Origin of the sequence: Marinomonas pontica, assembly GCF_036322735.1 — a bacterium.
Taxonomy (GTDB): domain Bacteria; phylum Pseudomonadota; class Gammaproteobacteria; order Pseudomonadales; family Marinomonadaceae; genus Marinomonas; species Marinomonas pontica.
Genome location: NZ_AP027271.1, coordinates 1576891 through 1590472 on the forward strand (window position 1 = coordinate 1576891; position 13582 = coordinate 1590472).

Below are 13582 nucleotides of genomic sequence, written 5' to 3' on the forward strand. Positions count from 1 at the left end.
AATTTAAGTCAAAGTTTTAGGATAGCGCAATAGATTTCTGAGGAGAGAACTTATGTCAGCGAAAACCCTTTACGACAAGCTGTGGGATAGCCACCTTGTTCAGCAACGAGATGACGGCAGCGCTTTGATTTATATCGATTTACAGCTGCTTCATGAAGTGACATCACCACAGGCTTTTGAAGGTCTTCGATTGGCTGGGCGTAAGCCTTGGCGTGTGTCTTCAAGCTTGGCAACACCAGACCATAACGTACCGACAACTAAGAAAGAGCGAATTTCGGGTGTTGATGGTATTGAAGACCCAGTTTCTAAGATCCAAGTAACGACTTTGGACGATAACTGCAATGAATTCGGTATCACTGAATTCAACATGAAAGACATTCGCCAAGGAATCGTGCACGTTGTTGGGCCAGAGCAGGGTGCAACGCTTCCAGGCATGACGGTTGTGTGTGGCGATTCACATACATCCACGCACGGTGCGTTTGGTGCTTTAGCACATGGTATCGGTACCTCTGAAGTTGAGCACGTTTTAGCGACTCAGTGTTTGGTGCAGAAGAAAAGCCGTAACATGTTGGTTCGCGTGGATGGTGAATTATCACCTTGGGTTTCGGCGAAAGACGTTGTGTTAGCTATTATCGGTGCGATCGGAACCGCCGGCGGAACAGGCTTTGCGATTGAATTTGGCGGAACAGGTATTCAATCTTTGTCGATGGAAGGTCGTATGACCGTTTGTAACATGGCCATTGAAGCCGGCGCGCGCGTTGGTTTGATTGCGGTAGATGATACGACTGTCGAATACGTTAAAGGTCGTCCTTATGCACCAAAAGGGGCTCATTGGGATATGGCGGTAGAGGCTTGGAAAGACCTTGTTTCTGACAAAGACGCGCAATTTGACGAAGTGGTTGTGATCAAAGCGGAAGACATTAAGCCACAAGTCACGTGGGGAACTTCTCCAGAAATGGTTATTGCCATTGATGAACCAATTCCTCGTGCGGAAGATCAGAAAGACCCAGTGAAAAAAGAAGGCTACGCGCGTGCTTGGAAATACATGGGTCTAGAAGGCAAAACTATGTTGTCTGATGTGGTTCTAGATCGTGTTTTCATTGGTTCTTGTACAAACTCTCGTATTGAAGATTTACGTATTGCCGCTGAAGTTGTTAAAGGCCGTAAAGTTGCTTCTACACTTAAGCAAGCGATTGTTGTGCCTGGCTCTGGTTTGGTAAAAGCGCAAGCGGAAAAAGAAGGCTTGCATGAAATTTTCGAAGCCGCTGGATTAGAATGGCGTGAGCCGGGTTGTTCTATGTGTTTGGCAATGAACGCTGACAAACTAGGTGCTGGCGAACATTGTGCGTCTACGTCCAACCGTAACTTTGAAGGTCGTCAAGGCTTTGGTGGTCGTACGCATTTGGTTAGTCCTGCAATGGCCGCGGCGGCAGCGATTGCTGGCCATTTTGTTGATGTTAATGAGTTTGTTAAACACTAGGAGAACAGTATGCGTCCTTTTACTAAACATACAGGTCTAGCCGCTCCTTTGGATTTGGCGAACGTTGATACTGATATGATCATTCCAAAACAGTTCTTGAAATCCATCAAGCGCACTGGTTTTGGTAAGAATTTATTTGATGAACTTCGTTATGAAGACGAAGGACAGCCAGACCAAGAATGCGATGGTCGTCCTATTCGTAAGGATTTTGTGTTAAACCAAGATCGTTACAAAGGTGCGAGTGTATTGTTGGCACGTCAGAACTTTGGTTGTGGTTCTAGCCGTGAACACGCGCCTTGGGCATTAGATGATTATGGTTTCCGTTCCATTATTGCGCCCAGCTTTGCGGATATTTTTTACAACAACTGTTTCAAAAATGGCTTGTTGCCTATCGTATTACAAGCCGAAGAAGTGGATCAATTGTTTGCGGAAGTGGCATTACGTGAAGGCGCTCAAGTGATTGTTGACCTTGAAAACCAAACCGTCACTTCGCCTTCTGGTGCGACATTCGAATTTAATGTCGATAATTTCCGTAAACATTGTTTGTTGAATGGTTTAGACGATATCGGCTTAACGTTACAGCAAGATGCCGCGATCCGTCGTTACGAAGAAAAACGCATGAATGATGCGCCGTGGCTTTTCTTGCCACGCGGTCAATAGTTTTCAAAACAACATATTAGAAGACAGATTTTTAAAGGGTTTAACATGACTAAGAATGTATTGGTATTGCCGGGCGACGGTATTGGTCCAGAAATCGTAGCGCAAGCGGTTCGAGTATTGGATGCAGTGAATGAGCAGTTTTCCTTGAATATTCAGCATGAAAGCGCTTTAGTCGGTGGCTCTGCTTACGATGAGACTGGCTCTCCGTTGCCAGAAGCTACATTAACAAAGGCGAAAGCGGCTGATGCTATTTTGCTTGGTGCGGTTGGTGGCCCTAAGTGGGATAAGTTAGACATGTCAGTTCGCCCTGAAAAAGGCTTACTTGGTTTGCGTTCTAACCTAGAGCTATTTTCGAATCTTCGTCCTGCGATTCTATACCCACAGCTAGCTGATGCGTCTAGCTTGAAGCCAGAAATCGTTGCAGGTTTGGATATTCTGATTGTTCGTGAGCTAACGGGTGGTATTTATTTTGGTCAGCCTCGTGGGATTCGTACGTTAGAAAATGGCGAACGTGAAGGCTTCAATACCTATGTCTACAGCGAATCAGAAATTCGTCGTATCGGTCGTTCTGCTTTCGAAGCGGCTCGTCAGCGTGGTAAGCGTGTTTGTTCTATTGATAAATCCAACGTGCTAGAAGTGACGGTACTTTGGAAAGAAGTCATGGAAGAAGTAGCGAAAGAGTATCCAGACGTCGAATTGACTCATATGCTAGTCGATAATGCTGCTATGCAGCTTGTTCGAGCGCCAAAACAGTTTGATGTAATGGTTACTGGCAATATGTTTGGTGATATCCTTTCTGATGCGGCTGCGATGTTGACAGGTTCTATTGGTATGCTACCTTCTGCTTCTCTTGATGCGGAAGGTCGCGGTATGTATGAGCCATGTCACGGCTCTGCGCCAGACATTGCAGGCAAAGGAATCGCTAACCCATTGGCGACAATTTTGTCAGTTGCTATGATGTTGCGTTATTCTTTAGACGCAAAAGAAGCCGCCGATGCTATTGAAGCAGCGGTAAGCAAGGTTCTAGATCTAGGTCTTAGAACGGCAGATATTGCATCAGAAGGGTGCGAAACTGTTAGTACGCAAGCCATGGGCGATGCCGTACTTAACGCGTTAACAGCGCAGCATTAAAAAGCTTAATATCATAACGATATTGGGTATTCATTAGGGATACTGCTCTTGGTATGAGTGGCCCCACAAAAAAAGGTAACGTTAACCATGTCAAAACACACTGTAGGTTTAGTCGGATGGCGCGGAATGGTCGGTTCCGTGTTGATGCAACGCATGATGGAAGAAAAAGACTTTGATCATATTGATCCTGTTTTTTTCACGACATCTCAAACGGGGCAGAAAGGTCCAGAAATTGGTAAAGATATTCCATTGCTTCAAGATGCCAGCGACATCGAAGCATTGAAGAAAATGGATATTATTATTACCTGTCAAGGCGGGGATTACACCAAGGCTATTTACCCACAGTTGCGCAATGCTGGTTGGAAAGGTTACTGGATTGATGCGGCGTCATCACTTCGCATGGAAAAAGACGCAATTATTGTGCTTGATCCAGTGAACTTAAACGTTATCAAGCAAGGTTTGAATAGCGGCGTTAAAACTTTTGTGGGTGGTAACTGTACGGTTAGCTTGATGCTATTGGCGCTAGGTGGGTTGTTTGAGAAGGGCCATATCGAGTGGATGACTTCTATGACTTACCAAGCCGCTTCTGGTGGTGGTGCGCGCCACATGCGTGAATTGATTAATCAAATGGGCATGTTGCAAGGTTCTGTTGCTTCTGAGCTTGCTGATCCTGCTAGTGCGATTCTTGAAATTGATCGTAAAGTGGCAGAGACAATGCGCTCTGGTAATTTGCCGACGGATCAGTTTGGTGTTCCGCTAGCGGGCTCTTTGATCCCTTACATTGATAGTCAGCTTGATAACGGCCAGAGCCGTGAAGAGTGGAAAGCACAGGCTGAGTGTAACAAGATCTTAGGTATCGACGGGAAACCTATTCCTGTAGATGGTCTATGTGTTCGTATCGGTGCGATGCGTTGTCATAGTCAGGCTTACACGATCAAGCTAAACAAAGACATCCCTGTTGCGGATATCGAAGGAATGCTTGCAGAGCATAATGATTGGGTGAGTGTGGTTCCTAATGATAAGCAAGCGACTATGGAGCGTTTAACTCCTACGGCTGCCACTGGAACATTGACTATTCCAGTTGGTCGTATTCGTAAGCTGAATATGGGACCTGAGTACATTAGTGCTTTCTCTGTTGGTGACCAGTTGTTGTGGGGCGCTGCAGAGCCTCTACGTCGTATGTTACGGATTTTGCTAAACGACTAGTCGCGTATTTTTCTAGGCTAACCGAAACGCCAGTCTTAACCGACTGGCGTTTTTTTTTTGCTGATTTTTAATGTTCCGCTATATGGCAGGTGCAATTCTTCTCTCATTTGTTTTTTGGCTGCTACACTTACCTAGCGACTGATTGAATAAGATCACTTCGCGGTTAAAACTAAAGCTTGCTATAGGTGTAAAAAATATTTATTTTAATGAAAGAGCGATTGAATGCTTTGCTCTTTTAAAGTGGTATGGTATTGATATATAAAGTGTTTAAGGGGTATAAGTGGCTTTCTTCGGTGTTTTTGTTTGTTCATGATCTTGAACAAGTTTTTACATTACAGGCATTGAAATTAGATCACTTCATCCATAGATTATAGGTAAGGGCAGAAGAGGAGGAATAAAAAGTACGTTAATAAAACACCTGACCAAAACAGAAGGAAATTCTCTATGTATACATTGAATATTAGCGGTCACCACGTCCAATCTGGTGAAGAAGTTCAAGAAGTAGTAAAAGAAAAAATGGATCACTTGGCGCGTATTAATAACCAAATAACGACCATTAAAGTGATACTAAACACAGAGAAGCATGAGATTCATGAATTAATTGTAGAAGCCAGTGTTCATATTCCTGGTCATGATCTTTTTGCAACGGTTAAGACAGACAAGCAACTAAAGCCAGCCCTTGATCTTTTAGTTGGGAAATTAGAAAAGCAGTTGATAAAGCACAAAGCAAAACACGCTGGTCGTCAGCACCATATTAATGCTCAGGATGTAGAGAGTCCTATAGAGCGTCAATTGCAAGCCGAATTTGATGAGCTGGTAGAACGAGAAGTTATTTAGTTTATCAACCTTTTAGGAGAAGCCTCGCATTGCGGGGCTTTTTTGTGCCTTTATTTTGACTAAATCTATTTCCTCAGCCCTAAGCCTCATACGCCAAATGTAGGCATAAAAAAAGCGACACTCAGCGAGTGTCGCTTTTTAGCAAAAGTACTATTTAATCGAAAGTTGATTAAATATTAGTAGCAGGGATGAATTCTACTGGCGCTGTTGTCATTGCTTCTAATGGTGGCGCAAAGTCAGTCAGGTTAATGCCTGCAACCGCTGCTTTGTACTCTTCCAATGTTGGGAAGCGTCCCAAAACGGTAGACAAGACAACCAATGGCGTTGAACCCAGTAAAGATTCACCTTTCTTCTCAGAGGAGTCTGCAACAACACGGCCTTGGAATAGGCGAGTAGACGTTGCGATTACTGTATCACCAGGCTCTGCTTTCTCTTGGTTACCCATGCACAAGTTGCAACCAGGGCGTTCCAAATACAAAATATTTTCGTATTTTGTGCGTGCTACGCCTTTAGGGTTTGTGTCATCGAACTCAAAACCTGCGTATTTCTTCAAAATATCCCAGTCGCCGTCGGCTTTTAACTCATCAACAATGTTGTAAGTTGGTGGCGCAACAACAAGAGGGGCTTTAAATTCAACGCTGCCGTTTTGTGCTTCTAGATTGCGTAGCATAGACGCAATGATTTGCATGTCGCCTTTGTGCACCATACAAGAGCCAACAAATCCTAAGTCAACAGGCTTGTCTTTGTAGAAAGACACCTGACGAATAACGTCGTGCGTGTAACGCTTAGATACATCTTCATTGTTTACATCTGGGTCAGCAATCATTGGCTCGTTGATTTCATCAAGGTCAACAACCACTTCCGCGTAGTATTTAGCATTGTTGTCTGGAGCAAGTGCTGGTTGCTCGCCAGATTGAATGCCAGCAATGCGCTTGTCAGCAAGTTTGATAAGGCCGTGAAGCGTTTGTGCTGCGTTCTCCATTCCTTTGTCAATCATGATTTGGATACGCTTTTTCGCCAACTCAAGAGACTGAATAAGTGTTTCATCCTGAGAAATACAGATGGAAGCTTTTGCTTTCATTTCTGCAGTCCAGTCAGTGAATGTGAACGCTTGGTCAGCCATCAGCGTGCCGATGTGTACTTCAATGACACGGCCTTGGAAAACGTTTTCGCCGCCAAACTGTTTTAGCATTTGAGCCTGAGTAGAATGAACCACATCACGGAAATCCATGTAGCTCTTCATTTCGCCTTTAAAGGTAACTTTTACAGACTCAGGAATTGGCATAGTTGCCTCACCTGTTGCTAATGCCAACGCAACTGTACCTGAGTCGGCACCAAACGCTACACCTTTGGACATACGTGTGTGAGAGTCACCACCGATGATGATCGCTGTGTCATCCACAGTAATGTCATTCAATACTTTGTGAATAACGTCTGTCATTGGTGGGTAAACGCCTTTAGGGTCACGAGCCGTGATCAAACCAAACTGATTCATGAAAGACATCAATTTTGGAATGTTTGCTTGTGCTTTAGAGTCCCAAACAGAGGCTGTGTGACAACCAGATTGGTATGCACCGTCAACACTTGGGGAGATAACGGTAGCCGCCATCGATTCCAATTCTTGAGACGTCATCAAGCCGGTAGTGTCTTGCGAACCTACAATGTTCACTTTAACGCGAACGTCGGAACCAGCATGAAGGGCTTTCTTGGAATTAACACCAACGGCGTTCTTGTTGAAAATTTTCTCAACAGCGGTTAAGCCTTGATCATCGTTTGAAATTTCTTTCGCAGGAGCAAAAACAGTTGGCATTGGAATGCCCAGTGTTTCCGCGGCGAATGTTTGTAGTTTCTTACCGAAAACCACTGCGTAAGAGCTGCCTGCTTTCATGAACTCTACTTGCTGAGGAGTAAAGGCAGAAGAGACATCAACAAGAACTTTATCACCGTTATACAGTTTCTTTTCTTTTGTGTTGATCGTCAGAATCGTACCAGTTTCAACAGAGTAAGCTTGTTCAAGAACCGTGTCGCCGTTAGCGTCACGAACAGGGTTGCCAGCTTCGTCTAGTTTCTTAACCCAGTTTTTCAAATCTAGACCGATACCGCCAGTTACACCAACAGTGGTCATGAAAATTGGAGAAATGCCATTTGTGCCTGCTACTACAGGGGCAAAGTTAACAAATGGGATGTATGGGCTTGCTTGTTGACCTGCCCAAAGAGCGACGTTGTTTACGCCAGACATACGTGAAGAACCAACGCCCATGGTGCCTTTTTCTGCGATAAGCATAACTTTAGCATTCGGGTGTTTAGCTTGTAGGTCTTTGATTTCTTGTTGAGCTTCTGGAGAAATCATGCACTTACCGTGAAGTTCACGGTCAGAACGAGAGTGCGCTTGGTTACCAGGAGACAATAAGTCGGTTGAAATATCACCTTCAGCGGCGATGTAGGTAACCACATCAATTTTTTCGTCAATGTCAGGAAGTTTGGTAAAGAACTCGGCTTTAGCGTAACTTTCTAGAATGTCTTTGGCGACGGTGTTGCCCGCTTTGAAAGCATCACCAAGACGTTCCATATCCGCTTCGTATAGGAATACTTGCGTTTTAAGTACGTCGGCTGCGGCAACGGCTACAGAAGCATCATCAGATAAGGCAAGATCGATTAATACTTTAACAGATGGGCCGCCTTTCATGTGAGACAAAAGTTCTAGTGCGAACGTTGGTGTAATTTCTTCAACAACGGCTTCACCAAGAATGATCTCTTTCAAGAATTTTGCTTTTACGCCTGCGGCACTTGTTGTACCCGGTAAAGTGTTATAAATGAAAAAAGAAAGGGAGTCTTTACGGTGTTCGTGCCCAGTGTCTTTAATTTGAGCAATGATTTCTGTTAATAGATCACCGCCATCGATAGGTTTAGGATGCAACCCTTGGCTTTTACGATTCTCTATCTCTTGTAAGTACTCTAAATATAAGCTCATTTGCACCTCTGAATAATAATTTACGATTATGTTATATGCTAAACGTGAGGGCTAAGATCAGGTCAACGGTATTCACTCTAGAGAAAATAGAACGCCATACCTTAATGTCTTGTTCCTTGAATAGCGGTTTTTATACAGATCGTTTACTTTGCATCTGGTGGCGTATGCAACATCATATTCAAGCCTTGGCTTTTCAGTATTGTTACAGCATGCCTAAGGCACGGCCACCTTACTTTTCTGTGGTTAGCGAATGCAATCCGATACATTTCGCTAACGGCGTATTACTTTTTTGATGGGTACATTTTATAGAAAAAAAGCGCTAAAGACTTACTGTGTACCATAACAATTTCGAATAGGTGACATTTAGCGGAATTATTCTGATTTAGCCTATTCATTTGATTGCTGAATGACTCTAACCACTCTGAACCCCCAATTACTGGCTTTTAAGTCAGGTTGAGCGCGGTATCGTGTCGAGCTTCGACCAACTCTAGGGATGTCAAACCAAGAACCACCTCGCAACACACGATGATCGCACTGGTTTGCAAGCCATACTTGGTTTTTAGTTGGTGCGCCGTCATAAGTGTCGTGATAGCAATCTTCAACCCATTCAGCAACGTTGCCGTGCATATCAAACAAGCCTAGTGGATTACTGGCTTGACTGCCAACTGGCGCAGAAGAAATTCCATCCCATTTGCTGCCACAGCTGTCGCATACGCTGTAGCCAGCTCTGACAGTATCGCCATACCAAAATGCCGTATCTGAATCTGCTCTTGCCGAGTATTCCCATTCAATTTCAGTAGGTAGGCGGTACTCTTGGTTGGTTTCGTCAGATACCCATGCAGTATATGCTTTCGCATCGTACCAACTGATGTTGATGACTGGGCGTTTGCCACGCCCCCAGCCATTGTCAGGGGGTAATTCGCGATGGGTGGCCTTAGCAAATTTGTCATACTGATCAAAGGTTACTTCGTACTTACTAATGTAAAAGCCGTTTGGTATGTCAACTTCATGAGCGGGTTTTTCATTGTCATCGCCTACGTGCGTTTGGTCGCCCATAATAAAAGTAGAAGAGGCTATTTTTTCAATTTTGGGTGCTGTGCCACCAGAGCTCAGTGGCTCCTCTAAAATTTGTGGTAAGGCGTCAAATGAAGCGGCTTTTGAGGGTTTTGGCTCTATTTTTGGTGTAACGATAGCCGCTTTAGGGGGCGGTGTCTCAGGCCAAAAAATGACCGCAGTCATCAATGCCAGAGCCATTGCTGAGCCAATGCCGATAGTCAAAGGTGTTAGCGTCCTAATATAGCGCTTGACTGCGCGTTTCGCGGCAGAGCTCTCATTAGGCTCTTGTTTGTATAAGTTTGCTCGGATAATACCGATCACTTCGGCTAATGATTTAGGGCGATGACGCTCACTATCACGGCTCCATTTTACTATGCGCTCCCATGCCACATCGCTTAATAATGGGTGGGTGTCAGGAAGGCCCGTTGCAAAGTCTTTATCAAGAATGGATTCGCCTAGTAACGCCGCCATAAGCAATCGCATAAAGGCAAATTTATCAGACGATGGAGTACGTTGTTGGTCCTTTTTTAGATACTCACTAGGGAACAAACGAATGTCCATTTCACTTTCTTCAATTCGTTTCATCCAATTGTGAGAGCCAAAGCCTGTCATAATGCCTAAGCCGTTAACGACATGGATGGAACTAAGGTCTAAATGGCCATGGAACAGTCTGTTTTTGTGTACCTGATCCAATGCTTTGGCAATATTATCGAAAAGGCTGATCACAACATTAAGTGGGGCACCGTCTGGATATTTACCCAAAAAGCTATAGAGGTTTTCGCCACCGCATACGGCCGAGCAAGAAAATACCCACAAGTTGGAATAAAAAGGGGGGTAGTTAGGTGTAATAGCAGGGTGTTTTACCGCGGCGTATTTTCTTGCATTTTGCAGAAAATCTTCCACTTTGCCTTTGTTTGATTGGAAGAAGCGCAGCACAAAAGGACGACCACCTTGATCTGCTACCCAAGTGGTTTTTTGGCTGTCCATTGGGTAATTCAAAACATAAGGGTCTAGTTCGACGCCAACGTGTTGGCCAATCTTTAGTTTTTGAGGTTCATAAAAATCATTCATTACGAATTTGATATCCAAATCAAGACGTTGCTGCCTAAGCAATTAATACAAGGTATAATCACGTTTTTTAACATAAAAAGGTAGAGTAATGTTATCTGCGTACCCAGAGCTTGTTGAATTTCTTCCGTGCGAATCTCCTGAAGCATGGGTAAATTGGGCGATAGAGAATCAAACATTGCTTTTAAATGATCATGCTCACTGTGAGAAGAAAGCGGCATCGACTGCGATGAGCTTAATGTATCGCTATGTAGATCGCGATAATTTACTGCATAAGATGTCTCGTTTGGCTCGTGAAGAGTTGTTGCATTTTGAACAAGTTCATAAAATCATGCGAAAGCGCAACGTGGCGTACGATCATTTGTCGGCTTCTCGTTACGCTGATGGTTTGCGCAAGCACATTCGTACCCATGAGCCTGCTCGTTTGGTCGATACTATGATTATTGGTGCTTTTGTCGAGGCACGTTCTTGCGAACGATTTGCCGCTTTGGCTCCGCATTTGGACGAAGAGTTGTCGAAGTTTTATGTGTCATTATTAAAATCCGAAGCAAGACATTTTCAGGATTATCTTGAACTTGCTAAAGAATATTCCAATGAACCTATAGAGGATCGTGTGGCTTTTTTCCGTGACTTAGAAGAAAAGCTTATTACAGAGCCAGATGAAGAATTTCGCATGCACAGTGGCCCACCAAGCAGCGCGTAATTTACAAAATGCCACAATCATCTGCTTTGTGTTAATGGTGACTTTTTAGCGGGGTGCTACACTCATAATATTCACTCGCAATTCTGGAGGATATGATGGGCATACATAAAAGTGAAACCCTGCCAGATGTCACTTATTGGCTTGCATTAGAAATTGCAAAAGTCGACCCTATAGTTGATTTGGATGTCATGTATCGAGGCTCATTGGAGTTGGATTTTTTATATCAATTATTAACCTGCAAAGCGCAGCAACATTGGTGGAATGAATATTCAATTCAATTGAGTCCAGTTATTGTAAACAATGCTTTTTTCCGTGCTGTTGCGATGCTGCATAACCGCAATATTGAGTTTAGTCGGTCGAGGAATGCAGATGAAACTGTGTGGGTTCGCGAGTTATTAAAACGATGAGTCAAAAAATGCCAGCGGTTGCTGGCGTTTTTGTCTAAATCGATAGGTACCATGTAGTGCTTTTAAGTAAGCACTACTTTATGCACTTCTTCCAGTCCTGCCAGTACTTGCTTTGAGAAACGGTCAACCGAGGCTTTGTATTGAGTGTAGACATTGTTCTCAATGCTTGCTAGCCAAACAAACTCATCCCAGTCTCCAAGAACGCACCTAAGATAAGAGTTATCCTGATGAAGGTCTGGGCGGTGAGTGTGCCCATGAATCACGCTGTTGCAGCGGTGTTGAATTAGCGAATGCTCAACGGCTGATGGTGTTACATCCATAATGGAGAGAGATTTCTCGGATGCCATGGTTTTGCTGTCATTTCGAAGTTGGGCAGCCAACGCAATACGTTGCTCAAGTGGCAAAGTTAGAATGTGTTCCTGCCAAACGGGCGAGCGAACGGTTTGTCTAAAAGCTTGATATTCTGTGTCTTCTAAACAGTATTCATCACCATGAGTGAGTAGCACAGATTTGCCATCAAGCTCGATTGTCGTTTGCTCTTGAATGAGCGTGGCACCAACGCGATCTAACCAAGTTTTGCCAATTAGAAAGTCTCGATTGCCATGCAGAAAAAACAGTCCAATTCCAGCTTTAGACACATTTAGCAATGCATTCTCTATTTCAGTATTCCAGTCTGCGTGATAATCGTCGCCGATCCACGCTTCATAGAAATCACCTAAAATATAGAGTTCAGATGCCTCATTTCGCGCAATAAGTGCTTCGCTCATTTGTACAAACGCCCGGATTAAATCCGGGCGTTTGTCGCTTAAGTGCAGATCTGAAATAAAATAGCGAAGCATTAGTCTTCGCTTTTTACTAGTTCAGCGCTTTCAATGATTACGTCTTCAGCAGGAACGTCTTGGTGTCCTGACTTCATCGTTGTTTTCACTTCTTTGATTTTGTTCACAACGTCCATTCCTGCAGTGACTTTACCAAATACTGCATAGCCCCAACCGTCTGGCGTTTTGCTGCGGTGGTTTAGGAAGCTGTTGTCTGCAACGTTGATGAAGAACTGAGCAGAGGCAGAGTGAGGATCCATAGTACGAGCCATGGCCAATGTACCGATCTCATTCTTTAGGCCGTTATCCGCTTCGTTTTCGATCGCTGTGCGGGATTCTTTTTGTGTCATGCCTGGCTCAAAACCGCCGCCTTGAACCATGAAGCCGTTGATTACACGGTGAAAAATAACGCCGTCGTAAAAGCCGGATGTTACATAATCTTCAAAGTTTTTTGCTGACTTTGGTGCTTTGTCATAATCGAGTTCAACGTGAATGTCGCCGTAGTTGGTGTGTAGAATGATCATTTAAGATTCCTTGTTTAATTAATAGCGAAGTGTCGATTGTCTAATCAATGTTGAGCATTTTATGTGTTTGTAAGCTAAGACGCCACCGTGGATGCGATAAACAATAGTTCAAAGTAGCTTGTTGAGTGTCAATAAGTGGAATTTGGTCGGGGGATAAGTGGCTTTGGTCCATAGGTTGCAAATAAAAGTTCTGGAAATCTAGGCTCTCAAATAATGCTGGCGAAAGGTGCGCTTGTGGGTACACCAGTTTGAGCTCATGGCCTTTATTAACAATTAATGGTGTGGTTGTTTTAGGGCTAACACAAACCCAGTCAATTCCTTGAGGTAATGCCATTGTGCCGTTCGTTTCTATCGCAATGGTGTATCCATGCTGTTTCATTTCTGCGATGACATCGTTGTCCAATTGAAGGGCAGGCTCGCCGCCAGTAAAAACAACGTATTTGTGTCCTTGGCCAGCAGGCCAAAGTGCATCGATATGGGCGCGCAGTTGTTGGGCCGTTTGGAATTTTCCACCATGTTGACCATCTGTGCCGATAAAATCAGTATCACAAAATTGGCACTCGGATTTGGCGCGTGCTTTTTCTAAACCAGACCATAAATTGCAGCCGGTAAAACGACAAAATAGTGCAGGGCGTCCAGCATGAGCGCCTTCACCTTGTAGTGAATAAAAAGCTTCTTTAATAGAATACATTGGGTTACACCATTTACATGCTGACAAGCA

General features: G+C 44.0%; 12 protein-coding genes. 7 read left to right on the forward strand and 5 right to left on the reverse strand.

The window, feature by feature from the left end:
- Positions 1–52 precede the first annotated feature (52 nt).
- The 5 genes from leuC (at position 53) to hpf (ending at position 5314) form a co-directional block, all read left to right on the forward strand.
- Positions 53–1480, forward strand: a complete 1428-nt coding sequence (gene leuC, locus AABA11_RS07345; protein WP_265727766.1) for a 3-isopropylmalate dehydratase large subunit — start codon at positions 53–55, stop codon at positions 1478–1480.
- 9 nt (positions 1481–1489) lie between these two features.
- A complete protein-coding gene (leuD, locus tag AABA11_RS07350; protein ID WP_265727767.1) occupies positions 1490–2140 on the forward strand; it encodes a 3-isopropylmalate dehydratase small subunit in 651 nt (216 codons plus the stop codon).
- 45 nt (positions 2141–2185) lie between these two features.
- Entirely contained in the window at positions 2186–3271 is a 1086-nt protein-coding gene (leuB, locus tag AABA11_RS07355; RefSeq protein ID WP_338266661.1) for a 3-isopropylmalate dehydrogenase, read from the forward strand.
- Positions 3272–3358: 87 nt separating this feature from the next.
- The gene (gene asd, locus AABA11_RS07360; RefSeq protein ID WP_338266664.1) at positions 3359–4477 is read left to right on the forward strand and encodes an aspartate-semialdehyde dehydrogenase; all 1119 of its coding nucleotides are present in this window, start codon (positions 3359–3361) and stop codon (positions 4475–4477) included.
- 444 nt (positions 4478–4921) lie between these two features.
- The gene (hpf, locus tag AABA11_RS07365; protein WP_265727770.1) at positions 4922–5314 is read left to right on the forward strand and encodes a ribosome hibernation-promoting factor, HPF/YfiA family; all 393 of its coding nucleotides are present in this window, start codon (positions 4922–4924) and stop codon (positions 5312–5314) included.
- Between the two features lie 169 nt (positions 5315–5483).
- Here the strand turns inward: hpf and AABA11_RS07370 are convergent, their stop codons facing one another.
- Together AABA11_RS07370 and AABA11_RS07375 are read right to left on the reverse strand one after the other, a co-directional pair.
- The gene (locus AABA11_RS07370) at positions 5484–8285 is read right to left on the reverse strand and encodes a bifunctional aconitate hydratase 2/2-methylisocitrate dehydratase (protein ID WP_265727771.1); all 2802 of its coding nucleotides are present in this window, start codon (positions 8283–8285) and stop codon (positions 5484–5486) included.
- 387 nt (positions 8286–8672) lie between these two features.
- Complete coding sequence (locus AABA11_RS07375; protein ID WP_338266668.1) at positions 8673–10412, reverse strand: formylglycine-generating enzyme family protein; 1740 nt, start codon at positions 10410–10412, stop codon at positions 8673–8675.
- A gap of 88 nt (positions 10413–10500) precedes the next feature.
- Here AABA11_RS07375 and AABA11_RS07380 point away from each other — a divergent pair, with 88 nt between their 5' ends.
- Together AABA11_RS07380 and AABA11_RS07385 are read left to right on the forward strand one after the other, a co-directional pair.
- Positions 10501–11112 carry a MiaE family protein gene (locus AABA11_RS07380; RefSeq protein WP_338266671.1) on the forward strand — a complete coding sequence of 204 codons (612 nt, stop codon included), beginning with the start codon at positions 10501–10503 and terminating at the stop codon, positions 11110–11112.
- Between the two features lie 92 nt (positions 11113–11204).
- A complete protein-coding gene (locus tag AABA11_RS07385; RefSeq protein ID WP_265727775.1) occupies positions 11205–11519 on the forward strand; it encodes a hypothetical protein in 315 nt (104 codons plus the stop codon).
- 62 nt (positions 11520–11581) lie between these two features.
- Here AABA11_RS07385 and AABA11_RS07390 read toward each other — a convergent pair whose 3' ends face one another.
- From AABA11_RS07390 to queE, 3 genes are read right to left on the reverse strand one after another with little or no spacing between them, the layout of a single operon-like run.
- Positions 11582–12358 (reverse strand): UDP-2,3-diacylglucosamine diphosphatase, encoded by a 777-nt coding sequence (locus AABA11_RS07390; protein ID WP_338266672.1) that lies wholly within the window; start codon positions 12356–12358, stop codon positions 11582–11584.
- Positions 12358–12861 carry a peptidylprolyl isomerase gene (locus AABA11_RS07395; RefSeq protein ID WP_265727777.1) on the reverse strand — a complete coding sequence of 168 codons (504 nt, stop codon included), beginning with the start codon at positions 12859–12861 and terminating at the stop codon, positions 12358–12360. Before AABA11_RS07395 ends, AABA11_RS07390 begins: the two co-directional genes overlap by 1 nt.
- A gap of 40 nt (positions 12862–12901) precedes the next feature.
- Entirely contained in the window at positions 12902–13552 is a 651-nt protein-coding gene (gene queE / locus AABA11_RS07400) for a 7-carboxy-7-deazaguanine synthase (protein ID WP_338266675.1), read from the reverse strand.
- Between the last annotated feature and the right edge of the window lie 30 nt (positions 13553–13582).

Excerpts from the sequence above, each read along its gene's own strand:
- queE (WP_338266675.1), bottom strand. The coding sequence starts at position 13,552 with ATGTATTCTATTAAAGAAGCTTTTTATTCACTACAAGGTGAAGGCGCT.
- asd (WP_338266664.1), top strand. The coding sequence starts at position 3,359 with ATGTCAAAACACACTGTAGGTTTAGTCGGATGGCGCGGAATGGTCGGT.
- AABA11_RS07375 (WP_338266668.1), bottom strand. The coding sequence starts at position 10,412 with ATGAATGATTTTTATGAACCTCAAAAACTAAAGATTGGCCAACACGTT.
- AABA11_RS07385 (WP_265727775.1), top strand. The coding sequence starts at position 11,205 with ATGATGGGCATACATAAAAGTGAAACCCTGCCAGATGTCACTTATTGG.
- AABA11_RS07390 (WP_338266672.1), bottom strand. The coding sequence starts at position 12,358 with ATGCTTCGCTATTTTATTTCAGATCTGCACTTAAGCGACAAACGCCCG.
- hpf (WP_265727770.1), top strand. The coding sequence starts at position 4,922 with ATGTATACATTGAATATTAGCGGTCACCACGTCCAATCTGGTGAAGAA.
- leuC (WP_265727766.1), top strand. The coding sequence starts at position 53 with ATGTCAGCGAAAACCCTTTACGACAAGCTGTGGGATAGCCACCTTGTT.
- AABA11_RS07380 (WP_338266671.1), top strand. The coding sequence starts at position 10,501 with ATGTTATCTGCGTACCCAGAGCTTGTTGAATTTCTTCCGTGCGAATCT.
- AABA11_RS07395 (WP_265727777.1), bottom strand. The coding sequence starts at position 12,861 with ATGATCATTCTACACACCAACTACGGCGACATTCACGTTGAACTCGAT.
- AABA11_RS07370 (WP_265727771.1), bottom strand. The coding sequence starts at position 8,285 with ATGAGCTTATATTTAGAGTACTTACAAGAGATAGAGAATCGTAAAAGC.
- leuD (WP_265727767.1), top strand. The coding sequence starts at position 1,490 with ATGCGTCCTTTTACTAAACATACAGGTCTAGCCGCTCCTTTGGATTTG.
- leuB (WP_338266661.1), top strand. The coding sequence starts at position 2,186 with ATGACTAAGAATGTATTGGTATTGCCGGGCGACGGTATTGGTCCAGAA.